Annotated in this window: 19 protein-coding genes; 10 read left to right on the top strand and 9 right to left on the bottom strand. The window is 71.0% G+C overall.

From position 1 onward, the window contains the following. Nucleotide 1 precedes the first annotated feature (1 nt). On the top strand, nt 2-799 hold the full coding sequence (locus BWI15_RS14920; RefSeq protein WP_077015020.1) for a metallophosphoesterase: 798 nt from the start codon (nt 2-4) through the stop codon (nt 797-799). A gap of 58 nt (nt 800-857) precedes the next feature. After that, nucleotides 858-1,235 (top strand): DUF427 domain-containing protein, encoded by a 378-nt coding sequence (locus tag BWI15_RS14915; protein ID WP_077015019.1) that lies wholly within the window; start codon nt 858-860, stop codon nt 1,233-1,235. Here the strand turns inward: BWI15_RS14915 and BWI15_RS14910 are convergent. Beyond that, a complete protein-coding gene (locus tag BWI15_RS14910; RefSeq protein ID WP_077015018.1) occupies nt 1,222-2,004 on the bottom strand; it encodes an alpha/beta fold hydrolase in 783 nt (260 codons plus the stop codon). The genes BWI15_RS14915 and BWI15_RS14910 overlap by 14 nt on opposite strands. A 100-nt stretch (nt 2,005-2,104) precedes the next feature. On the opposite strand from BWI15_RS14910, the gene BWI15_RS14905 reads away from it, so the two are divergent. Both BWI15_RS14905 and BWI15_RS14900 read left to right on the top strand, forming a co-directional pair. Continuing rightward, nucleotides 2,105-2,890: a GNAT family N-acetyltransferase gene (locus BWI15_RS14905; RefSeq protein ID WP_077015017.1), complete on the top strand. Its 786-nt coding sequence runs from the start codon at nt 2,105-2,107 to the stop codon at nt 2,888-2,890. Nucleotides 2,891-3,168: 278 nt separating this feature from the next. Beyond that, the gene (locus tag BWI15_RS14900) at nt 3,169-5,448 is read left to right on the top strand and encodes a helicase-associated domain-containing protein (protein ID WP_077015016.1); all 2,280 of its coding nucleotides are present in this window, start codon (nt 3,169-3,171) and stop codon (nt 5,446-5,448) included. Between the two features lie 119 nt (nt 5,449-5,567). Here BWI15_RS14900 and BWI15_RS14895 read toward each other — a convergent pair whose 3' ends face one another. From BWI15_RS14895 to BWI15_RS14885, 3 genes are read right to left on the bottom strand one after another with little or no spacing between them, the layout of a single operon-like run. Continuing rightward, nucleotides 5,568-6,449, bottom strand: coding sequence for a DUF2797 domain-containing protein (locus tag BWI15_RS14895; RefSeq protein WP_077015015.1), 882 nt, complete (start codon nt 6,447-6,449; stop codon nt 5,568-5,570). Between the two features lie 15 nt (nt 6,450-6,464). After that, entirely contained in the window at nt 6,465-6,899 is a 435-nt protein-coding gene (locus BWI15_RS14890; RefSeq protein ID WP_168197316.1) for an NUDIX hydrolase, read from the bottom strand. Then, the gene (locus BWI15_RS14885; RefSeq protein WP_077015014.1) at nt 6,896-7,525 is read right to left on the bottom strand and encodes a TetR/AcrR family transcriptional regulator; all 630 of its coding nucleotides are present in this window, start codon (nt 7,523-7,525) and stop codon (nt 6,896-6,898) included. Before BWI15_RS14885 ends, BWI15_RS14890 begins: the two co-directional genes overlap by 4 nt. 201 nt (nt 7,526-7,726) lie before the next feature. Here BWI15_RS14885 and BWI15_RS14880 point away from each other — a divergent pair, with 201 nt between their 5' ends. The 4 genes from BWI15_RS14880 (at nt 7,727) to BWI15_RS14865 (ending at nt 11,940) form a co-directional block, all read left to right on the top strand. Continuing rightward, complete coding sequence (locus BWI15_RS14880; protein ID WP_077015013.1) at nt 7,727-9,367, top strand: DNA repair helicase XPB; 1,641 nt, start codon at nt 7,727-7,729, stop codon at nt 9,365-9,367. Between the two features lie 117 nt (nt 9,368-9,484). Then, nucleotides 9,485-10,045, top strand: coding sequence for a DUF1360 domain-containing protein (locus tag BWI15_RS14875; RefSeq protein ID WP_077015012.1), 561 nt, complete (start codon nt 9,485-9,487; stop codon nt 10,043-10,045). Between the two features lie 150 nt (nt 10,046-10,195). Beyond that, complete coding sequence (locus tag BWI15_RS14870; protein ID WP_077015011.1) at nt 10,196-11,341, top strand: zinc-dependent alcohol dehydrogenase; 1,146 nt, start codon at nt 10,196-10,198, stop codon at nt 11,339-11,341. Between the two features lie 17 nt (nt 11,342-11,358). Further along, nucleotides 11,359-11,940: a hypothetical protein gene (locus BWI15_RS14865; RefSeq protein WP_077015010.1), complete on the top strand. Its 582-nt coding sequence runs from the start codon at nt 11,359-11,361 to the stop codon at nt 11,938-11,940. Here BWI15_RS14865 and BWI15_RS14860 read toward each other — a convergent pair. Then, nucleotides 11,912-12,586 carry a nucleotidyltransferase family protein gene (locus BWI15_RS14860; RefSeq protein ID WP_077015009.1) on the bottom strand — a complete coding sequence of 225 codons (675 nt, stop codon included), beginning with the start codon at nt 12,584-12,586 and terminating at the stop codon, nt 11,912-11,914. The genes BWI15_RS14865 and BWI15_RS14860 overlap by 29 nt on opposite strands. Before the next feature lie 263 nt (nt 12,587-12,849). On the opposite strand from BWI15_RS14860, the gene BWI15_RS14855 reads away from it, so the two are divergent. Both BWI15_RS14855 and BWI15_RS14850 read left to right on the top strand, forming a co-directional pair. Beyond that, nucleotides 12,850-13,560 (top strand): phosphatase PAP2 family protein, encoded by a 711-nt coding sequence (locus BWI15_RS14855; protein ID WP_237771292.1) that lies wholly within the window; start codon nt 12,850-12,852, stop codon nt 13,558-13,560. A gap of 47 nt (nt 13,561-13,607) precedes the next feature. Further along, on the top strand, nt 13,608-15,623 hold the full coding sequence (locus BWI15_RS14850; RefSeq protein WP_077015007.1) for a HelD family protein: 2,016 nt from the start codon (nt 13,608-13,610) through the stop codon (nt 15,621-15,623). 4 nt (nt 15,624-15,627) lie between these two features. Here BWI15_RS14850 and BWI15_RS14845 read toward each other — a convergent pair whose 3' ends face one another. From BWI15_RS14845 to BWI15_RS14830, 4 genes are read right to left on the bottom strand one after another with little or no spacing between them, the layout of a single operon-like run. Continuing rightward, complete coding sequence (locus tag BWI15_RS14845; RefSeq protein WP_077015006.1) at nt 15,628-17,145, bottom strand: hypothetical protein; 1,518 nt, start codon at nt 17,143-17,145, stop codon at nt 15,628-15,630. Then, a complete protein-coding gene (locus BWI15_RS14840) occupies nt 17,142-18,167 on the bottom strand; it encodes a hypothetical protein (RefSeq protein ID WP_077015005.1) in 1,026 nt (341 codons plus the stop codon). Before BWI15_RS14840 ends, BWI15_RS14845 begins: the two co-directional genes overlap by 4 nt. Nucleotides 18,168-18,193: 26 nt before the next feature. Beyond that, nucleotides 18,194-21,019 (bottom strand): alpha-L-fucosidase, encoded by a 2,826-nt coding sequence (locus BWI15_RS39815; RefSeq protein ID WP_202817661.1) that lies wholly within the window; start codon nt 21,017-21,019, stop codon nt 18,194-18,196. Nucleotides 21,020-21,024: 5 nt separating this feature from the next. After that, nucleotides 21,025-23,778 (bottom strand): family 20 glycosylhydrolase, encoded by a 2,754-nt coding sequence (locus BWI15_RS14830; RefSeq protein ID WP_083750776.1) that lies wholly within the window; start codon nt 23,776-23,778, stop codon nt 21,025-21,027. Nucleotides 23,779-23,804: the final 26 nt, after the last annotated feature.

The raw sequence follows: 23,804 nt of genomic DNA, 5'->3' as shown, positions 1-23,804 counted from the left end.
CATGACCGCGTCGTTCGTGGTCAGCGACGTGCACGGCCACCCGGACAAGCTGGCCGCGTCGCTGCACGAGGCCGGCCTGGTCGACGCCGAGGGCAACTGGTCCGGCCGGGACGCCCGGCTGTGGCTGCTCGGCGACTTCTTCGACCGCGGACCGGACGGGATCGGCGTCCTGCGGCTGGTGCAGCGGCTGACCGCGCAGGCGTCGCAGGGCACCGGCGAGGTCCGCACGCTGCTCGGCAACCACGAGATCCTCGCGCTCGGCATGCACAAGTTCGGCGACGAGGCAGTGCCGCACGACGGCATCACGCTGCGCAGCTTCGAGCGCAGCTGGGCGCTGAACGGCGGCATCGACCGCGACCAGGAGCTGCTCACCGACGACGACGTCGCCTGGCTGATCGACCAGCCGATGCTCGGCCTGGACGCCGGGCACCTGCTGATGCACTCCGACACGGCCGAGTACGTCGAGTGGGGCAGCACGATCGCCGAGATCAACGCGGCCGCGCGGGCCGACCTGCACAGCGACGACATCACCGTCTGGTGGGAGATCTGGCGGCGGATGACGTCGCGCTACGCCTTCCGCGGACCGGACGGGCCGGCCATCGCCCGTACGTTGCTGCAGCACCTCGGCGGCCGTCGCATCGTGCACGGGCACAGCATCGTCGCCGACCAGATGGGCATCGACCCGGCCTGGGTGACCGGCCCGCTGCTGTACTGCGACGACCTGGTGCTCGGCATCGACGCCGGCACCTTCGACGGCGGCCCGTCGCTGGTCGTGGAGCTCGATCCGCTCGGGGAATGATCGGTCCGCCGCCGCGGTTGCTCGTTGATGGACGATTGCCTGCGGAGCGGAGACGAACATGTCGGACAAGCCGGTCAAGATTCCTGGCCCGGACCACCCGATCACGGTGCGCAAGAACCCCGACCGGGTCGTGGTGAAGGTCAACGGCCAGGTCCTCGCGGACTCCCGGTCCGCGCTGTCGCTGCAGGAGTCGAGCTACCCGGCGGTCCAGTACATCCCGCGCGCCGACGTCGACTTCAACCTGCTGGAGCGCACCGAGTACACCACCTACTGCCCGTACAAGGGTGAGGCGTCGTACTACAGCGTGCTGCCGCTGGACAAGACCGGCATCAACGCCGTCTGGACCTACGAGCAGCCGTACGACGCGGTCGCCGACATCCGCGACCACGTCGCCTTCTACACCGAGCTGGTCGACCTGGAGATCATCGCCGACTGAGGAAGTCGCGCAGCACGGGCGCCAGCACCTCGGGCGGTACGACGTGGTGCTGGCCGTCCAGCTCGACGTACTGGCTGTGCGGCAGCGCCTTGGCGACCAGGCGGGCGGCATCGAGCATGAACGGCGGACTGACGCTGCCGCAGACCGCCAGCGCCGGCTGGGTGATCTGAGCCAGCCGGCCGAACGGCACCGTGCCGCCCGGTGAGCTGTCCATGACGGCGAAGTCGTAGCGCAGCGTGGGCGCCAGCTCCGCGAGGCCGGGCGTAGCCGCCCACTCCTTCGCGGCGTCCTCCGGCAGGCCCGTCAGCTGCAGGAACGCCGTCACGGCCTCCAGCCCGCGTCCCTCGGCGATGAATCCCTCGACGATCGCGGCTCCCGCATCGGACTCCCGCTGCGCCTCCACGTCGTCCGGCCCGTACGGCGGCTCGTGCAGCACCACGCTGCTGAGCGGCAGACCGCTGGCGGCGGCCTCCACGAGCAGACCCGCGCCGGACGAGTGCCCGTACGCCGCGGCCGTCCCGCCGAGCGCGGTGACCAGTGCGGCCAGGTCCTCGACCTCGCGGGCCACGGCGTACGGGGCGGTGTCTCCGCTGTCGCCCCGGCCGCGCCGGTCGTACGAGACGACGGTGAAGTCCCGCTCCAGCGCCTGAGCCAGCGGACGGGTGGCGGTCCGGTCGCACAGTGCGCCGCCGATCAGGATCAGCGGGCTGCCCTGGCCCGAGCGCTCGTAGGCGATGCGGGTGCCGTCCGCGGATACGACGTATTCCATGTCTGTCCTCCCTGGTGGTCTGGAGCTACGTCGGAGCCGGTGGGCGGGGCTCGACATATTCACTTGGCGTGGTGCCGGGCAGACTGGTTCACTGCGGGCGATGTCCTACCTCACGCGCGTCGACGAGTACCTGCACGCAGCTCCGCTCTCCGGGGCCACTCCGGAGCAGGTGGGGCCGTTCACCCTGTTCCGGTCGACCACCATCTGGCCGTACTACGCGCGGCCGGTGCCTGGGACCGGTCAGGTCGAGCCGGCCGACGTCGAGCGGGTGCGGGAGCGGTGCGCCGAGCTGGAGCTGCCGCTGAACTTCGAGTGGGTGGTGGAGACCTGCCCGTCGATGGGAGCCGCTGCTGCCGCGGCTGGGCTGACAGTGGTCGAGTACCCGCTGCTCGTGCTCGAGCGAGACGACTTCAAGCCGTACGCCGGGCCGGTGCGCTGCGAGATCCTTCCGGCTGACGCGGAGCTGCTGCGGCAGGCCCGGGCTGTCGCGGCGGTCGGTTTCAGCAACCCTGGGACGGACGTGGGCGACAGTGGCGTGGCAGCGCGGGACGAGGCGCTTGCCGATGTCTCGGACGAGACCGATCGGGCGCTGCTGGAGCGGGCCGAGTCCGGCGTCTCGGTGACGGCGGCTGCCTTCGGCGACGAGGGGATGCTGGCGTCCGGCGTACATCAGCCTGTTGGTGCGACCAGTGAGGTCGTCGGAGTCGCGACGCTGCCTGCTGCGCGCCGCCAGGGGCTCGGCGCGGCGGTGACCAGCTGCCTGGTCGAGCACGCCCTCGCCAACGGCGTCGACCTGGTCCTGCTGTCCGCCCAGAACGACGCGGTCGCCGCCGTGTACGAGCGCGTCGGCTTCCACCGCATCGGCCACGCGGGTGCCGCCGAGTGACGAGCAGCATCGAGCCAGGCTGATCGGCTGAACGCGCGCTACTGCGTCGACTACGGCGACGCATCCCGTTCGAGGAGACGCTCATGCCCGGGGTGGACCAGCACGTCTTCGACCAGCACACCGGCCAGGACGCCGTGCTGGCGCGGGATCCTGACCGACCTCGGCCGGCCCGTGGATCTGCCCGTCGATCCGGACGCGGTCTCCTTCGGCCGGTAGATCCCGGACAAGATTCCGCCGCGGGTCGTCCCGGCCGGCCCGATGGCCGTACGGTTGGAGGGATGAGCAACACCGAGCGGACCCGCCCACGTACCCTCGCCGAGGCGCTGAGGAGCTGGGACGACGCTGCTCTCGGGCACCTGCTGCGGCACCGGCCCGACCTGGCGACGCCGATCCCGGCCGACACCGGCCAGCTCGCGGCGCGAGCGACCACCAACGCCTCCGCCGCCCGCGCGATCAACCGGCTGGACGAGTTCGGCGTCGACCTGCTGGAAGCACTGTCGGCCCTGCCCGAACCGGTGGACCTCGCCGCGATCGCGGCCGGCGTCGGCCAGCCGGTCGAGGTCGTCCAGCCCCGGGTGACCGAGCTGCTCGCGCTGGCCCTGGTCTGGGGCACCGAGGACGACCTGCGCCCGATCCGGGCCGTGCACGAGCTGCTGGGCCCGACACCGGCCGGACTGGGTCCCGTGACGACCCGGCACTTCGGCGACCTCGACAAGCTGATCGAGGAGGCCGGGCCGGAGGCGCAGGAGGTGCTCGCCAAGCTCACCTGGGGTCCGCCGACCGGCACGGTGGAGAAGGCCGAGCGCCCGGTGACGATCGCCTCGGCCAAGACTCCCGTGGAGCGCCTGCTGGCCCGCGGACTCGTCGTACCGAAGGACCCGACGACCGTCGTACTGCCTCGGCAGATCGGTCTGCACCTGCGGCGCGGACGTGTGCTGGCGTCGACCCGGCCGACTCCCCCGCCGCTGGACGGCAAGCAAGTGTCCGCGTCCATCGCCGACCGGGCCGCCGCCGGCGCCGCGCTGGACCTGGTCCGCCTGGTCGACCGTGCCCTGGAGCAGCTGGGCACCGAGCCGCCGCCGGTACTGCGGACGGGTGGCATCGGAGTTCGTGAGCTGCGTGCACTCGCCGGGCGGATCGGTGTGGAGGAGCAGACCGCAGGCGCCGTACTGGAGATCGCGTACGCCGCCGGACTGCTCGCCTCCGTCGAGGTGGGGACCAACGACCTGTGGCTGCCGACCGGTTCGTACGACGACTGGCTGGAGCTCGACACCGCGCACCGCTGGGCCCAGCTGGTCATCGCCTGGTACACGGGCTTGCGGGCGATCGGACTGATCGGCCGACGCGACAGCGGCGGCGCGACAGCAGCTGCACGCGAGCGACTGGTCAACGCGTTGGCGCCTGATCTGGAGCGACTGCTGGCACCGGAGGTTCGCCAGCTGACGCTGCAGGCCCTGGCCGAGGCCGGTCCGGGTTCAGCGCCGGCGGTCGAGTCGGTGGTGACCTGGGTGGCGTGGCACCGGCCGCGCCGAGGCGGGCAGTTCCGGGACGACCTGGTCGAGTGGACTCTCACGGAGGCCGCTCTGCTGGGGGTGACCGGGCTCGGCTCGCTGGGCGCGCATGCGCGGGCCTTGCTGAGCGAGGAACCGACTGTGGAAGACCTGGCCGCGGCGATCGAGCCGATGGTGCCCGCGCCGGTGACGGAGTTCCTGCTGCAGGCCGACCTGACAGCTGTCGCGCCCGGTCCGCTGGTGCGCTCCGTCCAGGACGACCTGGCCGCGATGGCGGATGCGGAGTCGCACGGCGGCGGTGGGGTCTACCGCTTCAGCGAGAGCTCGGTACGCCGCGCGTTCGACCTCGGGCGGACCAGCGACCAGCTGCACAAGTGGCTGGCCGAGCACTCCCGTACGCCGGTGCCGCAGCCGCTCACCTACCTGATCGACGACGTCGCGCGCAGACACGGCGTACTGCGGATCGGCACGGCCACGACGTACCTGCGCTGTGACGACGAGGACGTGCTGACCCAGCTGCTCAGCTCCAACCTGCCCGGCGTCCGCTTCCGTCGCCTGGCCGCGACCGTCGTCGTCTCCCCCTCGCCGCCCGACATGGTCCTGGCCCGGCTCCGCGAAGCCGGTCTGGCGCCGCTGGCCGAGACCTTCGACGGCGTCGTCCAGCTCAGCACCGCGACCGCTCGCCGCGGCGACGCACCGCGCCGCCGGACCAGCCGCGACTTCGTCGACACCCCGACCGACCTCACCGAGGACCAGGTCAAGGCCGTCATCGAGAAGGTCCGCACCGGCGACCGCCTGGCCGCCGAACGCCCCGAGGACGCCGGCCAGGAACCGAGCGCGCCCGCCGAGACGATCAGCATCCTCACCAACGCCGCCGAGTCCAGCAGCCGCACGTGGATCTCGTACGTCGACCACAACGGCAACGCGTCCGAACGCGTCGTCGAGCCGGTCCGCGTCGCCGACGGCTGGCTCACCGCGTACGACGACGGCGCCGACCAGCCGCGCACCTACGCGCTGCACCGCATCGCCACCGCCCGCCCGGTCTGAGCCGCGAGCTGCTCGCCCGGTCCAGCCGCGGCGGTCCGGGCGCGGCGGTCGAGGCGCGGCGGTCGGGGCGCGACGGTCGAGGCGCGACGGTCGAGGCGCGACTGTCCCGGCCGCGACGGTCAGAACAGCGCGTCCTGCTCGACCTCCGGTGGCGGCGGCGCGTCGACCGGCTCCAACGGAACCGTGAGCTCGGCACCAGGCTCGGCCCGGCTCAGCGCCCAGCCCGCCAGCAGGTGCGTGTCGAGCAGCACCAGGCCGGCCGACGTCCTGAGGTAGACATCCGACCCGATCGTGCACGCGATCTGACCAGTCACCGTGCTGCCAGGCGCTGGTGAGCGCAGAGCAACGTCCGGGTGCAGTCCATCAACAGGCAGCCCGTACGCCGCGGTGTGGTCGCGGACGGCCGAGTCGCAACGCCCCTGCCCCTCCGGCCACGGCAGCTCCGCCGCTCGCCGGACCGCCTCAGCCAAGGCCTCGCCACGATCGGCAGCCGGCACCGGGTGCACCCTGGCCGCTCGCTTCCGGGTGGTCGAGACCCGGTCGGGCAACCCGAGCGTGGTCATCAGCAGGCTCTCGATCCGCCGGGCCCCGAGCAAGCTGCCGCTGGAGATGAAGGTGGACGACAGCGCGCCCTGCTCCAGCAGCCGGGCGTCCCCGCGTTCGGTGGCCGAGATGCCGACCTTGACGACGCTCCCGTGGTGCGCGAGGTAGACCGAGAACGAGCGCGGGTCGTCCAGCCGGGTGTCGGCGGCGATCGAGTTGGACCGTTCCATCGCCTGACAGTCAGGACACTGCGGGCTGCGACTCACCGCGGCCAGCACCGTCGAGGTCGAGCACGGCAAGCGCCGCCCCGACCGCCAGATCCCGATGCACCGGCGATCGGCCCCGAATGTGAAGGACAGGTCGGCACCGAGCTGCAGCGGGCTGACCCGCACCGTCGTACCGGACCACTCCAGGTGCGGCGCTCCACCAGTCCACAACAGGCCCGTCACACGCCACATGCGGGCGAACGTACCTCAGCGGAGGTGCTGCAGGGCCGGGTGGTTCTCGGCCCGCAGGTGGCCGGCTGCTTCGGCCAGCGGGATCCAGAAGAAGTCGAAGGCGATGTAGGAGTCGGGGCCGGACGACGGGTCGGACTCGCCGTGCCGCCAGGTGGCGGGCAGACCAGCCGGCGCGGTCAGGTGGAACGACCAGCGGTCGTGCAGCTCGTCGCGGCCGTAGACCCGCATGTCGTCGAGCCGGTGCGTGAGCAGCGCCCGTACGGCGTAACCCGAGTGGCCGGTCTCCTCCTCCGCCTCCCGCAGTACGGCGATCTCCGGGGGCTCGCCGGGCTCGACCGTGCCGGCGGGGAGCTGCGTGCCGGTGCCGGGGTGGAACGGCTTGCGGAAGACCAAGAGGTGGTCGTCGCAGGTGATGAAGGCCGTGACCTTCCGGATCGTCGGCGGGGTCACGAGGTGGTGACCGGGGCCAGCAGGAGACCGGTGATCGCGTCGGCCAGGTTGGCGGCCAGGTGGTGCCAGGTGGGGCTCGGGGTGGGCACGCCTTCGGCGACGGCGCGCTCGTACTCGGCGCAGGTGTGGACAATCAGGTGGCGGGCCATGTCGCCCCGCTCGGCGCGGACGTTGGCCGGCAGGGTGGGCAGGGAGGCGTCCAGGCCTTCACGGATCTGCTGGAGCTGCGGGGACGTCAGTGCTTCGTCGACGATGATCTGCCGCAGAGCGGGGTCGGTCATCGCCTGGGCCCCGAACCGGGCGTACCAGGTCGGCTTGCCCAACGTCCCCAGGTACTCCGGGACCGGTCGGACCAGACAGCCGACCCAGTCGCCCAGCCGGGGCTCGGCCGGGAGCTCGGCGAGCATCCGGGCCCGGAGCTGCTCGATCGGCTCGCTGTGCCGTCGGACGACCGCGCGGACCAGGTCGGCCTTGGTGCCGAAGTGGTAGCCGACGGCCGTGTTGTTGCCCTGCCCGGCGGCCTCGCTGATCTGCCGGTTGGAGACCGTGCCGACGCCGTGCTCGGCGAACAGCCGCTCGGCCGCGGCCAGGATCAGGTCCCGTGTGTGCTGCGCGCGAACCGCCATCGCCCCACCCTGCCCCACTGTCGCCCGGTTGTTCGGCTTCAGAGTGCCGACTCGCCTGCTTTAAGTCAACTGACTGACTCTCCCGCCACCCAGCGCTGGACGCCGATCAGGTCGGCCGAGCCGGGGGTGTTTGCGGCAGGAGGCACAATGGAGGGTCGGGCAGGCTGTCTGCCCGACCCTCGATCTGACGGGAGATCTGGCGTGACCGACGGTCCGTTGATCGTGCAGTCCGACAAGACCCTGCTGCTGGAGACCGCCCACCCGGACTCGAGCGACTGCCGCAAGGCGATCGCTCCGTTCTCCGAGCTGGAGCGGGCGCCGGAGCACGTGCACACCTACCGGCTGACTCCGCTCGGCCTGTGGAACGCACGGGCCGCCGGGCACGACGCGGAGCAGGTGATCGACGTACTGCTGCGCTACAGCCGCTACCCGGTCCCGCACTCGCTGCTGGTCGACATCGCCGAGACCCTCGACCGGTACGGGCGGCTGCGGCTGGAGAAGCACCCGCAGCACGGACTGGTCCTGGTGACGACGGACCGGCCGGTGCTGGAGGAGGTGCTGCGCTCGGCGAAGGTCAAGCCGATGGTGGGCGACCGGATCGACGACGACACCGTGCTGGTCCACCCGTCGGAGCGCGGCCACCTCAAGCAGACCCTGCTCAAGCTGGGCTGGCCCGCGGAGGACCTGGCCGGCTACGTCGACGGCGAGGCGCACAAGATCGAGCTGGTCAAGGACGGCTGGGACCTGCGGCCGTACCAGCAGCAGGCGGCCGACTCGTTCTGGCACGGCGGCTCCGGCGTCGTCGTCCTGCCGTGTGGCGCGGGCAAGACGATCGTCGGCGCGGCCGCGATGGCGCAGGCCTCGGCGACCACGCTGATCCTGGTCACGAACACGGTGTCCGCGCGGCAGTGGAAGGACGAGCTGCTGAAGCGGACCAGCCTGACCGAGGACGAGATCGGCGAGTACTCCGGTGCACGCAAGGAGATCCGCCCGGTCACCATCGCGACGTACCAGGTGATGACGACCCGGCGGAAGGGCGTCTACTCGCACCTGGAACTGTTCGACGCCCGCGACTGGGGCCTGATCGTGTACGACGAGGTGCACCTGCTGCCGGCGCCGATCTTCCGGATGACCGCGGACCTGCAGACCCGGCGGCGGATCGGCCTGACCGCGACGCTGGTCCGCGAGGACGGCCGCGAGGGCGACGTGTTCTCGCTGATCGGCCCGAAGCGCTACGACGCGCCGTGGAAGGACATCGAGGCGCAGGGCTGGATCGCGCCGGCCGACTGCGTCGAGGTGCGGGTCGACCTGGAGCAGACCGAGCGGTTCGTCTACGCGACCGCCGAGCCCGAGGACCGGTACCGGCTGGCCGCGTCGACGCCGGCCAAGTCGCGGCTGGTGCGCCGGATCGCCGAGCATCACAAGGGCGAGCCGATGCTGGTGATCGGCCAGTACATCGACCAGCTGGACGAGCTCGGCGAGCGGCTGGAGTGCCCGGTGATCAAGGGCGAGACGACGGTGAAGGAACGCCAGCGGCTGTTCCAGGCGTTCCGGACCGGCGAGATCAACATGCTCGTCGTCAGCAAGGTCGCGAACTTCTCCATCGACCTGCCCGAGGCGTCGGTCGCCGTCCAGGTGTCCGGCACCTTCGGCTCGCGGCAGGAGGAAGCCCAGCGCCTCGGCCGGGTCCTGCGCCCGAAGGGTGACGGCCGCACCGCACGGTTCTACTCGATCGTCGCCCGCGACACCGTCGACGCCGAGTTCGCCGCCCACCGCCAGCGCTTCCTGGCCGAACAGGGCTACGCGTACACGATCGTGGACGCGGAGAACCTCTTCGCCTGATCAAGGGAAGGAAGGAAAGAAGGGGAAGAGGGGCGCGGACGCGGAGAACCTCTTCACTTTTTGAGGTTTCGTGCTGCCGCCGCGCATCCGGCGGCAGCACCGGGGTACCTCGGGTCCATGACAGCCGAAACGGGGACCGCCGAGCAGGCGGACGACACCTGGGTCAGCCGCCTGGCGGGTGCCGCGCAGCGCCAGAGCGAGCAATACGGGCCGGAACAGTCGCTGCGCGGCTACCTGGGCGCACTGGGAGCCTTCGCGGCGTACGGCGTCGCTCTGGCCGTCACCGCACGGGTGACCGGGCGACGGCTTCCCGGCCGGATCCAGCCGATGGATCTGGTCGTCGGGGCGGCCGCGACGTTCCGCTTCAGCAAGCTGGTCAGCCGCAACTCCGTGACCAGCCCGCTGCGAGCACCCTTCACCCGGTACGCCGCTCCGGGTGGCCCGGCCGAGACTCTCGAGGACGCACGGGGAACCGGCGCCCGCCGGGTGATCGGTGAACTGATCACGTGCCCGTTCTGCGTCTCGGTCTGGACGGCCGCGACGTACACGGCCGGTCTGGTGCTGTGCCCGAAAGCGACCCGGCTCGGCGCGGCCGGGCTGACCGTGCTGGCCGGCGCCGACCTGCTGCAGCTGTCCTCGACGATCCTGACCCGCGAGGCCACGCAGGAGGACCACTGATGTCCGCGGTCCGGATCCGTCCCGCGGGCGGTGCGGGCGGCTGCCTGGCGATGATCCTGTTCTCGGTCGTCGCTTCCGTGATCCTCACGGTCGTGCTCAATCTCCTGCTGCGCTGAAAGTTCCACCGACCAACCCCTTGTGGAGGCTTTGATGCGAGCGATGGTGTACCGCGGTCCGTACCGGATCCGGGTGGAGGAGAAGGACCGGCCGGCGATCGAGCACCCCAACGACGCGATCGTGCGGGTGACCAGGGCGGCGATCTGCGGTTCGGACCTGCACCTGTACCACGGGATGATGCCGGACACCCGGGTCGGTCACACGTTCGGCCACGAGTTCGTCGGCGTGGTCGACGAGATCGGGCCGTCGGTGCAGAATCTCAGCGTCGGCGACCGGGTGATGGTGCCGTTCAACATCTACTGCGGCAGTTGCTACTTCTGTGCCCGCGGCCTGTACTCCAACTGCCACAACGTCAATCCGAACGCGACCGCCGTCGGCGGCATCTACGGCTACTCCCACACCTGCGGCGGGTACGACGGCGGTCAGGCCGAGTACGTCCGGGTGCCGTTCGCCGACATCGGCCCGTCGCCGATCCCGGCCTGGATGGACGACGACGACGCGGTCCTGCTCACCGACGCCCTGGCCACCGGGTACTTCGGCGCGCAGCTCGGTGACATCGCCGAGGGCGACACCGTGGTGGTCTTCGGCGCCGGTCCGGTCGGGCTGTTCGCGGCGAAGTCGGCCTGGCTGATGGGCGCCGGCCGGGTGATCGTGATCGACCACCTGGAGTACCGGCTGGAGAAGGCGCGGGAGTTCGCGCAGGCCGAGACGCGCAACTTCGCCGAGTACGACGACATCGTGGTCGAGATGAAAAAGACCACCGACCACCTCGGCGCGGACGTCGCGATCGACGCGGTCGGCGCCGAGGCCGACGGCAACCTGCTGCAGCACGTCACGGCGGCGAAGCTGAAGCTGCAGGGCGGTTCGCCGATCGCGCTGAACTGGGCGATCGACTCGGTGCGCAAGGGCGGCACGGTCTCGGTGATGGGCGCGTACGGGCCGATGTTCAGCGCGGTGAAGTTCGGCGACGCGCTGAACAAGGGACTGACGCTGCGGATGAACCAGTGCCCGGTGAAGCGCCAGTGGCCGCGGCTGTTCGAGCACGTCCGCAACGGCTACCTCAAGCCCAGCGACCTGGTCACGCACCGGATCCCGCTGGAGCACATCGCCGACGGCTACCACATCTTCTCGGCCAAGCTCGACGGCTGCATCAAGCCGCTGATCGTCCCGGCCGCCTGACCTGACGGGAGCAGACCATGCCCTACACCGCGCAGAAACCGCCGGCGAAGGAGTCGAGCGAGCAGCTGCGGGCGCGCATCCCCGGCTGGGGCGCCGACCTGGACCCGGCCGACCGCCCGTCGGTCCCGAAGGAGCAGTTCGACCCGAACCTGTCCGGCGCGCACTGGGACTTCCCGGAGCGGCAGCCGGAGGAACGACCGCGGGAACGCTCGATCGAGCACGAGTTCCTGACCCCGGTCTTCGGTACGTCGTGCCCGACGCACGGCGTGTCCGGCGCGATCCGCCGGTTCTCCTACGCGAAGTACAGCGAGGGCCGGGCCGCGCACTGGTTGTTGCTGCTGGCGGCCGACCGGGTGGACGCCCTCGGCAGCACGCTGCGCTCGTTCGCGACACTGCGGCCGGACAACCCGATCACCCAGACCGGCATCCGGACCGAGTTCACCCACCACGGGCTGCAGTCGCGCCGTGGCCAGAAGCGGGTCGACCTGGTCCACCAGCCGCTCGACGTGATCGTCGTCGCGGGACCGTGGGTCGCCGCGGGGCTCGGGGCGTACGCGGCGTACCGGAAACTCAGCCGAGCAGGTCGTCGCAGGCGATGAGCGGGCACGGGACCCGTTTGAGATAAGGGCCCATCGAGCGGTCGCCGGTCGTGGCGGCGGCCGCGCCGGCCCAGTGGTCCCGTCCGATCAGCACCGGATATCCGGGCCGGCCGTGGTACCCGGCACGGGCCACAGCGGTCGTCTCCACCGGGGTGACTCCGGGGCCTGCACCGGTGGATGCCGGGTTGCCAGCGGGCGGGGCGGCGTGCTGTGCGCCGGCCCTCGTCTGCGGGGCGACCCAGGGGGCCGCACCGGAGTTCCCGCCGAGCGGAGTTGCGTGCTGTGCTCCGGCGATGACTCGGCGAACCACCGCCGGACCGACGTCCGGCCGGTCGACCATGTGGAACACCGCCGCAGCGGCAACTGTCTGCTCGGCCCAGGCAAAGCCGGCCCGCACCGACCTGGACAGGCCGTCGGACCAGTCCGGCGACGGGACGATCGTGACGTCCTCCCCGGCCAGTAGCGCGACCACATCCGGAGCAGCAGCTCCGACAACCACACCGATCGGGCCGCACCCGGCCGCACGCAGTACGGCGACCGTGCTGACCACCCAGGGCGTCCCGTCGGCCGCACGCATCAAACCGCCCGGCATGCCGAGCCTGGTCCCGGCTCCGGCTGCCAGCAGCACGCCCACGAGGTCCGCCATCTGCCCAGTGTGGCTGTGATCTGCGAGTCATCCAGGAATTCCGCCGCCCCCGGCGTGGGTTGTTGTTCGGGAAAGGGGGTGACGGGCCGGTGGCGCAGTGTGGCTCGGGGGTTGCCCAGGGCAACTTCAGGGTTGAGCCTGGGCCATTCCCGAGGCTTCGGCCGGTACCGTCGAAAGCTATGGGGACACAGGCACTGGAGCCCGCCGGGCTACGCGAACGGCGGACACAGCACCGCTCCTCTGCGGGTCCTGTGGTCTGGCGAGTGGTCCGGGAAGCAGTCCTGCTGGCCACGCTCTTCCTGGTCTACAGCGCCGGCCGCCAGATCGCCGCGAAGCACACCGGCTCCGCGTTCGGGCACGCCGACGAGGTCCTGTCGCTGCAGCGCTGGTTGCACCTGCCGGACGAGGCTGCGATCCAGCAGCACGCGTTGCAGGTCCCGCAACTGGTCGAGGGCGCCAACCTGTACTACGCGTCCGTGCACGCGCCACTCACCGCCGTCGTCCTGCTCTGGCTGAGCATCTGGCGACCCACGGCGTACCCGCGGGTGCGCTGGACGATGGTGTCGCTGACCGGACTCGCGTTGATCGGCCACATCGCCTACCCGCTCGCCCCGCCGCGGATGATGCCGGGGTTCGTCGACACCGGGCTGCGGTTCGGTCAGTCGGTCTACGGACCGGACCACTCCGACGGCGTGGCCAACCAGTTCGCCGCGATGCCGAGCCTGCACGTCGGCTGGGCCGCGCTGATCGCGCTGGCGATGATCCTGGTCACCCGGACGAAGTGGCGCTGGCTGTGGCTGCTGCACCCGATCATCACCTTCGGCGTGGTGGTGGTGACAGCGAACCACTACTGGCTCGACGGGCTCGTCGCCCTGGCCCTGCTGGCGGTCAGCCTCCCGCTGCTGCTGCGTCCCGGAGTGCGCTCCGGCCGGTCAGCGGTTAATTCGGTTTCGCCGCTGGCGAGCGTCAAGTAACGTGGCCGGGCTCTCCTGACGTCGAACCGCTTAGCGGAGGTCCTGTCATGCCCTCGGACGATCCCGACGACACCCTGCAGTCCGAGAAGGACTACCTGAAGACCTCCCGGGCCGCGCTCGCGGTGATGCGGGACAAGACCGGTGCGCTGGAGATCCACAGCGCCGACCGGGTGAACGCCGAGTTCCTCAAGGCGGCGATCTACCGCCGGATGAAGGAGCTCGAGGACGACCCCGAGGTGCCGTTGTTCTTCGGCCGGCTGGACTACGAGACGCCGACCACCGAGACTTTCCACATCGGCCGCCGGCACGTCAACGACCAGCAGGGCGAACCGCTGGTGGTGGACTGGCGGGCCGAGATCTCGGTGCCGTTCTACCGGGCCAGCAAGACCGAGCCGATGGGGGTCCGCAACCGCCGCCGGTTCGGCTTCACGCACGGCGAGCTGACGGCGTACGAGGACGAGGACCTGACGTCGGCGAGCGCCGCCGACGACCACAGCGACATCCTGGACGCCGAGATCGAGCGGCCGCGCTCCGGCCCGATGCGCGACATCGTGGCGACCATCCAGCCCGAGCAGGACGTGATCGTGCGGGCCGGGGTCGAGGACACCATCTGCGTGCAGGGTGCGCCCGGCACCGGGAAGACGGCGGTCGGCCTGCACCGCGCGGCGTACCTGCTCTACGCGTACCGCGACCAGCTGAGCCGGGCCGGTGTGCTGGTGGTTGGACCGAACGCCAGCTTCCTTCGCTACATCGGCGACGTGCTGCCGGCGCTCGGCGAGATCGAGGCGAAGCAGACCACGATCGAGGAGATGGTTGCGCGGGTGAAGCTCGCCGGTCCGGGCCCGGCCGCGGTCGACGTGCTCAAGGGTGACGCCCGGATGGCCGAGGTCCTGCACCGGGCGGTCTGGTCGGGCATCCAGCTGCCGAAGGAGTCGCTGGTCGTGCCGCGCGGTTCGCACCGCTGGCGCGTCCCGGCGTACGAGGCGGAGGAGCTGGTCACCGAGCTGCGCACCAGAGGCATCCGGTACGGCGCCGGCCGGAGCATGCTGCCGCAGCGCCTGGCCCACGCCGTACTGCTGCGCATGGAGGCGGCCGGCGACTCACCGGACGATCGGGTGCAGGACGCCGTCGCCCGGAGCCGCCCGGTCAAGCAGTACGCCGAGTCGCTGTGGCCGGCCGTCGACCCGGTGAAGCTGCTGTTCCGGCTGTTCACCGAAGCGGACCTGCTGGCCGAGCACGCGGACGGCATCCTCACCGAGGACGAGCAGCGGCTCCTGCTCTGGGACAAGGCGCCGCGCTCGGCCGGAGCCGCCAAGTGGTCGGTCGCCGACGCCACGCTGATCGACGAGCTCGCCGATCTGGTCGACCGGACGCCCAGCCTCGGCCACGTCGTGCTGGACGAGGCACAGGACCTGTCGGCCATGCAGCTGCGCGCTGTCGGCCGTCGCTGCTCGACCGGTTCGATGACTGTGCTCGGCGACATCGCCCAGGGCACCACACCGTGGGCCACACCGTCCTGGGACGAGGCGCTGAAACACCTGGGCAAGACCGGCGCGCACACCGAGGAGCTGACGGCCGGCTTCCGCGTCCCCGGCCAGGTGATCGAGTACGCCGCCCGCCTGCTCCCACTGATCGCCCCGCACCTCACCCCACCGACCGCCGTACGACGGGCGCGCGGTGAGCTGACCATCACCCGCGTGCCGGACAGCCTGGCGGCCGCGGTCTCCACGGTGGCGGAGGTGTCGGCCCGGCCGGGCTCGATCGGGCTGATCGTTCCTGACGCGTTGGTCCCGGCGACGCGGAAAGCCCTGCAGGACAAGGCAATCACGTTCGCCGTGCTCGGTGACGAGAACGACGTGGAGACCCACCTGGACGTCGTACCGGCCGGGCTGGCGAAGGGTCTCGAGTTCGACCACGTGGTGCTGGTGGAGCCGGCCGGCATCGTCGCCGGCGAGGCCGACGAGCGGACCGGCCTGCGGCGCCTCTACGTCTGCCTCACCCGTGCGGTCACCTCGCTGGCGATCCTGCACGCCGAGGACCTTCCCGAGGTGCTGACCGACTGATCGGTCAGAAGCCCCGGGAACCACCTGAGCGCCGGGACGACCGGCGACTCGAGCCGCCGCCGCTGCTACGCGTGCGGGACGAGTAGGACCGCCGGCGGGACGACCCGGAGCCCCAGCCACCACCGTCGGAGTCGTAGTCGGAGCCGGAGCTGGAAGACCAGTTGCTGAGCGACGTCCCGACGTTCGAGGCTGCGCGGCCCAGGCGAGCGCCCGCTCGCCGCGACGCCCACCGCGCGCGCATCTCGTTGCCGGCCCGGCGCGCGTCCTCGTCCGGGAACCACCAGCGGCGCCCGTCACCACTCGACCAGTAGCCGTCGATGTACGACGCCAGGTCCTCCCCCAGCGTCCAGTACGGCCGGGCCCGATCCCGCACGGTCACCATCCGGATGTCCGGCTGCTGGTTGGCGGCCAGGCGGGCCGCACAGGCGGCGCACACGTCGACGGCCCGCTGGCTACCGCCCTCGGGAGTCCAGTTCGCCGAGCCGGTGCTCGGACCGTGCCGCGGGTCGAAGAAGCACGGCGCGGTCGGCTCCGGGACCGGCCTGCCTGCCCGCAGCGCGTCCAGGCACAGCAACCCGTAGCGGGCCGAGCCGAGCAGAGTCGCCACGGCCTCGGTGTCCTTGTCGCCCTTCGCCGCGTCCAGCCGGTGCCGCGCTTTCTCCACCGTGTCGAGCACGTCCTTCGACAGCTTCGACTGCTGCGGGTCCGGCGTCGTCGGCAACGCTGACACCTGCTGGGACAGCGCGATGATCTCCTCGTTCAGCAGCGGCCGGGAGATCTCCAGGTGCTGCTTCTCTTCGGCTCGCCGGGCCCGGCGAGCGCTCAGCGTGGTGAGGCCCCACCAGAGCCCGGCAAGCCCTGCCGCACCTCCGGCCCACGGCGCTGCGTCGACGTAGAAGGGCTTGTCGATCACCTGCCCTCGCTGGATGAACCGCTCGAGCATCCGCTCGTAGTCCGGCGCGCAGCAGTCGACGGCCTGGTCGACCGCGTCCCCCACGTGGTACGTCGGTCCCTTGTCGGCCCGCTGCACCGCGTGAAACCCGCGCCCGGCCGACTCCGACCGCGCATCGACCAGGACGGCGTACACGCCCTCCACGCCGACCCGGTCGTAGAGCTGGTCGGCGATCTCCTCACCTGTCCAGGCCAGCTGGGTGCTGTACGAGAAACCGCCCGAGTCGAGGTTGATCGCCGAGGCGGGGATCACCGCGATCCGCATCGGCGCGGCGGCGGACTTGGCGGCCGCGTTCAGCCTCGCGGCCTCCGCCGCGGACAGCTTCGTGACCGACGAGTCGACCAGGACACCGGGTTCGCCGAGGCCCGCCGCGATCTTGTCCAGGTACTGACCGGCCCTCTCCATCGCACGCTTGCGGTCCCCGCGCACGTCCGGCGGGGTGTAGCGGTACGTCGGCCGGGTCGTGGTGGTCTTGCCAGGCGTGGGAGTCGGAGTCGCAGCCTCGGCAGTCACCGGCAGAGCAGCCAGCATGAGCACACCGAGCAGTACCGGCCAACGAGTCTTGGTCATCGGGCTCCTCCCGAGAGGCGCGTTGCGCAGGCGGCACAGACCGGGACCTCACGGGCCTTGCCACCGGGCGGGGTGTACATCCAGTCCGTCACGGAGGTCCCGTGGGCCGGGTCGAAGAAGCAGGACGCACGGCGCGCGGGCTTCGGCTGGTCGGCGACCACCGCCTGGGCACAGGCGAGTCGCCAGCGGCCGTACTCCACCGTCGCCCGCACTGCGCGCAGCTGCTCGTCGGTCGGCTCGGCATCGACCACCCGGCCCGCGTCGGCGTACGCGTCCATCGCCGCCTGCAGGTCCGTTGCCACGCTCTCCGTTGATGCCGTCACGACGTCCAGACGCACGTCGGCGGCATCCAGTTCCTCACCGAACCGGGTCACGTCCTCTCGCGCCAGTGCCTGCCGCTCAGCCAACGTGTCCGCCTCGTCCGGCAGTACGTCGTACGACGGGCGGTAGAGCGCGGGCCCTTCGTCCTTGCCCGGGCGAGCCTTCCACCACCGCAGCCCCAGGCCGAGCGCGGCGGCCAGGACCACCAGCACGATCAGCACCAGCAACCAGGTCGGGAAGCCGCCACTGGGTGAGCCGGGCACGTCCATCTGGTCGAGCACACCGTCCAGCGTCCCCACCGGGTCGGAGCGGCTGTGCTTGCTCAGCTCGTCGGTGAGGATCTGGGCGATCGGCGTGTCCACACCGACCGCGCTGCCCCACGTGATCGCTCCGCCGAAGACGACGAGGTAGACGCCGTCCTGGCGCTGCAGGTCCACCACCTGGTCGACGTAGGCCCGTGCGGCCTGCTCGCGCGACCCGGTTGTCCCGAGCGAAGCCGCCGGGACCACTGCGATCCGGATCGCCGGGTCGTGCCCTTCGACCCGTTCAGCGAGCCGCTGGGCCTCCTTCTCGGGGACCAGGGCCCGCTGCGACGGGTCGACGTACACCGGACTGCTCTGCCAGCCCTGCACGACGGTGCTGGGATCGCCGGCACCGGTCAATGACGTGCTGAGCAGCAACAAGCCGGCGATGAGGCGCATGCGCGCTAGCTTGCCGCATACGGGTGTTAGTAGACGGACAGGGACGCCAGCCGGACCGGGGCGCGCGACTGGGTGATCCTGATGCGCACCTCGTCAGTTGTCACCGGTGTGTCGAGCGTGAGGATCCGCTTGTGGCCGACGGCACCGAAGGTGGCCACCTGCTTCCAGCCACCTGACGCGCGCACCTCGACCACCCCGCGCTCGACCTGCTGGCCGAACCGGATGTCCTCGCCCAGCGACACCCTGCTGACGGCGGACTGCTTCGGGAGCTGAACGGTCAGCGTGCCCTTGCCGGCGGCCGGAGTCACCCACGAGGTGTCCAGATTGCCGTCGACCGCCGCGCGGTGGTTCGAGCCGTCGCCACTGACCCGAGCGCCACGGGCGAGGTCCTGTGGCATGTCGGCTGCGAGCCGGGCGCGCCACTCCGCCAGCCGGGTGACGTCTTGGTCGTCCAGCCGGCCCTCACGGTTCGGCGGGATGTTGAGCAGCAGGACCGAGTTCCGGCCGACCGACTTGTAGTAGATGTCGGCCAGCTGGTCCACCGAGCGCGGCGACTGCTCCGGGTGGTGGAACCAGCCCTCCCGGATCGACACGTCCGACTCGGCCGGCCACCAGGCGAGCTGGGTCGCCCCGGCGTCGCGCCCGGCGAGCAGGGCCTGCCGGCTGCCCTGGTCGGCGGCGGCGTACCCGAGTGCGTAGTCGGGCGAGCCGTTCGGCTTGGTGATCGTCGGTACGACGCTGAACTCGTCCGGCCGGGCCAGACCGGACTCGTTGCCGACCCACCGCACATCCGGGCCGCTGACCGCGATCGTCGCCTGCGGAGCCAGCTGGCGGATCAGCTCGTACCAGCTGGGGAAGTCGTAGGTCTCCACCTTGTCCGGCGGGATCCGGCCCTGCGCGCCGTCGAACCAGACCTCGTCGACCGGCCCGTACTCGGTCAGTAGCTCGTACAGCTGGTTCAGCATGTACGCGCCGTAGTCCGAGGCCGTCAGTGTGTACTGCGGCAGGTCCTTGCCGGCCCGGTCGTCCCCCGGGACCAGGGTCGGGATCGTGCGCGGAGTGTGCGCACTGCCGTTGGCGTACACGCCGTCGAGGTACTGGTTCTCGTCGGCCGGCGACAGGTAGAGGCCGACCTTCAGCCCGTACTTGCGCATCGACGTCACGAACGCCTCGACCACGTCACCCTGACCGCCCAGCCAGGAGCTCGAGGCGACGCTGTGGTCGCTGTAGCGCGACGGGTAGAGCAGGAAGCCGTCGTGGTGCTTCACGGTGAGGATGGCGAGCTTGAAGCCCGAGTCCCGCAACGTGCGCGCCCACTGGTCGGTGTCCAGCCCGGTCGGCTGGAACAGGTCGGGGTCCTCGTCGCCGTGGCCCCACTCCAGCCCGGTGAAGGTGTTCACCCCGAAGTGCAGGAACGCGGTCTGCTCCATCCGCTGCCAGTCCACCTGCCGCGGCTCCGGCCGGATCGCCGAGGCCTTGGCGACCAGTGAGGTCACGCACTCGCCTTCCGCCACCGGCATGGTCTGCCTTGGCATCAGCTTCCCCACCACACAAGGCAATGCCTTCAGCCCTTGAGCCTCCACCGGCGGCTTGCCGAGGAACGTGCTGACCCCCACCCCGTACGCCGTACCGCGTGCGCCGGCCAGCCACCGCACGTCGTCCACCGCGGTGACCGGAGCCGACTCGCTGACGCCAGTCACGCCAGGTGCGGTCAGCACACTGACCACTCCGCCCGGCTCCACCGCCAGCCCGACGTACCGGTACTTCACGCCTTCCTTGACCGACGGGACCGGCAGCTGCACCGCCGTAGCTTTCGTTCCGGCCCGCAGCTCGACGGTCTTGTTGCCAGTAGCAACAAGCTTCACACCGCCGAGTTCGATCAGCTCAACGCCCGGACGCAGCACCTCAGGCGACACCACGGTCTCCGCCAGCACTCCGCTGTCGAGGCCCGTGCCTCGCCAACTGACGTCACCGCCGTCCAGCCGCAGTCTCCCCGGTTCGGTGATTCTGCCGCCGGTCACCATCGGCGCCGGATCCGCCTTCTCCCCCAGGGCCGGCTGATACCGGCCCTCGACGATCGAACCCTCGAAACCGACCGACACCTTCGCCATCGACACCACGGGCTTCGCCAGCCGCAGATCCGCCGGGTTGAACGCACCGCTGAACGTTGCCAGCCGCACCTGCCGGACCGCACCGGCCAGACCGCGCTGCAGCGCCGACGGGTGCACCTCGTTGCCGACACCGATCTCCGCACCCGCGGTGGGATGCCAGGTCGCCGTACCGGACGTGCTGACCGCCGGCGGCAGCTGCTGCCCGTCCAGGAAGGCGTGCAGCGTCGCGCCGCCACCGCCGACCTCGTAGGCCAGGGCCAGCACGTGCTGCTGCCCGGCACTCGGCACGGGAACGGACTGGACGACGTCCCGCCACTGTCCACCGACCTCGGAGCTGAAGCCGTACTGGAGGTTGCCGTCGTTGTACCGGCCGAAGATCGCCCCACCGACAGCGGTCACCGTCGCCAGGCTGCTCTGCGTGGCAGCCGGTGTGAACGCTGTCTCGACCAGGAACGACCGCTGCACCTCACCACCACTGATCGCGCTACCTGGTTGGAACCGCACGCCGTCGGCACCGCCGGCGAGCACCAGCCCACGCGCCGGGTCCAGCGACTCGGTACCGGTCCGACGCGTCAGCGTGCCGCCCATCACCTCGCCGGTCGCGGCTGTGTAGGCGTTGCCACTGGAGAACGACCCACCGAACGACACGTCGAGCACATCAGGATCAGCTGCCACAGCCGGCACGCTCCCCACTCCCCCGATCAGCAGGCCGAGCGCGAGCACCAAGGACAGACCACGCATGGCACTCACCCCTGCTTCGCGTCGACGGTGATCTCGGCGGCGGTCCCGAACGGGTTCCCACTCGCCTCGCTGAGCTGGACCAGCCGCACGTACCGGGCGGACGTCGCCGCGACCGGCACCCACTTGGCGTCGGGGCTGTTGCCGAAGGTGCCCTTGGACACCGGCTGGCCCCAGCTGACCCCGTCGGTGCTCAGGTACAGCTCGTAGTCGGCGATTCGGCCGTTGGTCGCGTTCTGGCGGGTCAGGTAGGTCACCGCGCAGACCGACTTGGCGCTGCCCAGGTCCAGCTGGATCTCGTGCGGTGGCTGCGGCTGCCGGGCGGACCACTCGGTGTGCCAGAACGTCGCCGGGTTGCCGTCGATCGCGTTGACGGCCCGGCCGTCCTCACCGGCCGTCTCCTCGCTGTCCACGAACTTCACGGCCACCGGACTGATCGCCTCCGGCGCACAGCTCAGCCGTACGCCGGCCGTTGTGCTCAGCCGATGCGTACCACCACTCTGCCGGTACGACGTGACCGCGCCGAGCGCCGCCGTACCGGAGGGTGCGTCGGCGGGCGGGGTCGCGGTGAACGTCGCGGTGAAGCTGCCGCCGGCCGCGATGGAGGCGGTGGAACGGCTGGCCGGGCTGATGCTCCAACCGGCCGGAGCAGTCGGGCTCACGGTGACGTCGGTCGCGCGGTCCTTGGCGGTGACGGTCACCGTCAGCTGCGCGGTCGAACCCGGCACAACCGTCTGGCGATCGACCGAGGCAACGGCACGCAGTACCGGAGCGATCGTGAGCGGCGTCGCCTGGTGACCGTCGGGGATCTGCTGGCGCAGACCGCCCGAGCCATCGACAACGGCGACCATGCGAGTGATCGCGTTGACCAGCCTGATCCGGTCACCGGACTTGGAAAGCTGCCAGCGCTGCAGGCGGTTGGTGGCGTCGCAAGCCTCAGCGGTGATCGGCGTGCCCGGCTGCAAGGGGGTGTTGAGGTAGCGGACGCCGACGCGGGATTCGGCGCAGCGGCCGGTCGCCAGGTCGGTCAGCGTGTAATAGCCGTCGGTGGTCGGGGTGACATCCCAGGCCGACTCGGTGCTCGACAGCTTCAGCTGAGCGCCTTCAGCTGCGCCGAGGTAGTTGCGGCCGACGGCGAGCGAATAGGTGCCGGCGGCAACCGGCGTACGGTCGACGTTGGCGAAGCCCGGGGCCCGGCCGACGGCGTCGGCGCGAGCGGTGAAGGCGGCGTACGTCGGATCCGGCTTGGCGACGCCCCAGGTCGCCTGCGCGACCAGACGCAGCGGCATCCGGACCTGGGTCTCGATCTCGTTCTCGGTGTCGCCCGAGCCGTTGTCCGGCCACAGCGACACCTTCGCGCCGGTCACACCGTTGCCGCTGGCAAGCGTTTCGCCCTCGAACCGCAGCGGCGTCCAGTTCGAGTCGTAGAGCTGCTGCGCGTTGGTCTTGAAGCCGCCGCGGACGTTGTAGAGCGCGAACGCGGAGTTCATCACCTTGCGGCCTTCGGCGATCAGACGGCTCGGCTTCACGCCGCCGCCCAGCCAGTGCTCGACGACGATGTCGGAGTCGAGCGGCACGGTGGCGGCGTCGGTGATCCCGTCGTTCCAGATCCGCAGCGTCTTGCCCTTGGCCTTCACGTGCGCGTTGACCCGGTTCACGAAGTCGACGAACGCGTCCTGCGGCACGGCGTCGGGGCCGAACTTCGCCCGGGCGTAGGCCAGCAGCTGCGGGTACTTCGCGTAGTCGGAGCCGAGCATGTACTCGTCCGCGCCCATGTGCCAGTACGGCGTGTCGAAGACGGTCAGGTTCTCGTCGATGATCGAGGTGAGGAAGCCGAACGCCTCGGGCTTGGTGATGTCGAGCCGGCTGACCTGCTTCTGCCCGCTGTCGTCAGTGAGCTGCAGGTCGGGCCGGTTGCGGATCCACGGCTCGATGTGTCCCGGCGAGTTGACCTCGGGCACGATCGTCACGTGGTACTTGTCCGCCAGCTTCTGCAGCGCGGCGATCTGCGGCTTGGTGTAGTAACCCCACTCGACCGATTCCGGGTGGACGTCGCTCTTCACCTTCAACTCGACCCACAACTGGTTGAGCTTCAGGTACGCCGCGTCCTTCACCAGCCGCTCGAACCACGCCGTCGACACGTTGATCAGGCAGGCGCAGACCCCGACCCCACGCTCGGCGTACGCCGGTACGTCGACAACGCGCCCCGCCGGCACTCGCCCGGCCCGCAGCAACTGCAGCACGGTCCGAGTCCCGTAGAACACTCCCGCGCCGGTCTTCGCGGTCACCGCGATCGTCTTGCCGACCGACAGCTCGTAGCCCTCAGCCCCGAGGTCAGTACGACGGGAGTCGGTCGCCAGCACGATGTCGCCGGCCTTGGCGGACCCACCCACCACCGGCAATCGCCGGCCGACCAGCTCCCGCGCATCCTCGACGAACGTCGCCGCCTCTCCTGGCACCGACCCGGCAACCACCCGGCTGCTCCGAGTCAGCTCGAACTCTCCGCTGGCCGACTGCCAACCGGTAAGGGCAGGAAGCACCTGCGGAGCGCCGGCCGCCACGACCTCCTCGGCGGCGGGAGCCGCTCCGGCGAAGCCAGGAGCTCGGGGCGGTACCGCACCCCACACCCCCGTCCCCGCGCTCGCCGTCCCCGCCTCCGCCTTGGCGGAGGCGGGGACGGCGAGCGCAGTAGTAAGAGTGGCTAACGCCAGAAGCGGGACGGCTAGTCGGCGGACGGCGTGCTGCGGGCGGTGCAGCTTCATCTGGGGCTCCTCGGGAGGGGTGAGGT

It is taken from the genome of Kribbella sp. ALI-6-A, assembly GCF_001984195.1.
In the GTDB taxonomy this organism is placed as follows: domain Bacteria; phylum Actinomycetota; class Actinomycetes; order Propionibacteriales; family Kribbellaceae; genus Kribbella.
The sequence above is the reverse complement of the archived record's forward strand: the minus strand, read 5'-3'. Positions and strand labels throughout refer to the sequence as shown.

Bases quoted from the DNA above. Each gene is read 5' to 3' on its own strand.
- BWI15_RS14920 (WP_077015020.1), top strand. From the start codon at position 2: ATGACCGCGTCGTTCGTGGTCAGCGACGTGCACGGCCACCCGGACAAG.
- BWI15_RS14915 (WP_077015019.1), top strand. From the start codon at position 858: ATGTCGGACAAGCCGGTCAAGATTCCTGGCCCGGACCACCCGATCACG.
- BWI15_RS14910 (WP_077015018.1), bottom strand. From the start codon at position 2,004: ATGGAATACGTCGTATCCGCGGACGGCACCCGCATCGCCTACGAGCGC.
- BWI15_RS14905 (WP_077015017.1), top strand. From the start codon at position 2,105: ATGTCCTACCTCACGCGCGTCGACGAGTACCTGCACGCAGCTCCGCTC.
- BWI15_RS14900 (WP_077015016.1), top strand. From the start codon at position 3,169: ATGAGCAACACCGAGCGGACCCGCCCACGTACCCTCGCCGAGGCGCTG.
- BWI15_RS14895 (WP_077015015.1), bottom strand. From the start codon at position 6,449: ATGTGGCGTGTGACGGGCCTGTTGTGGACTGGTGGAGCGCCGCACCTG.
- BWI15_RS14885 (WP_077015014.1), bottom strand. From the start codon at position 7,525: ATGGCGGTTCGCGCGCAGCACACACGGGACCTGATCCTGGCCGCGGCC.
- BWI15_RS14875 (WP_077015012.1), top strand. From the start codon at position 9,485: ATGACAGCCGAAACGGGGACCGCCGAGCAGGCGGACGACACCTGGGTC.
- BWI15_RS14870 (WP_077015011.1), top strand. From the start codon at position 10,196: ATGCGAGCGATGGTGTACCGCGGTCCGTACCGGATCCGGGTGGAGGAG.
- BWI15_RS14865 (WP_077015010.1), top strand. From the start codon at position 11,359: ATGCCCTACACCGCGCAGAAACCGCCGGCGAAGGAGTCGAGCGAGCAG.
- BWI15_RS14860 (WP_077015009.1), bottom strand. From the start codon at position 12,586: ATGGCGGACCTCGTGGGCGTGCTGCTGGCAGCCGGAGCCGGGACCAGG.
- BWI15_RS14850 (WP_077015007.1), top strand. From the start codon at position 13,608: ATGCCCTCGGACGATCCCGACGACACCCTGCAGTCCGAGAAGGACTAC.
- BWI15_RS14845 (WP_077015006.1), bottom strand. From the start codon at position 17,145: ATGACCAAGACTCGTTGGCCGGTACTGCTCGGTGTGCTCATGCTGGCT.
- BWI15_RS14840 (WP_077015005.1), bottom strand. From the start codon at position 18,167: ATGCGCCTCATCGCCGGCTTGTTGCTGCTCAGCACGTCATTGACCGGT.
- BWI15_RS39815 (WP_202817661.1), bottom strand. From the start codon at position 21,019: ATGCGTGGTCTGTCCTTGGTGCTCGCGCTCGGCCTGCTGATCGGGGGA.
- BWI15_RS14830 (WP_083750776.1), bottom strand. From the start codon at position 23,778: ATGAAGCTGCACCGCCCGCAGCACGCCGTCCGCCGACTAGCCGTCCCG.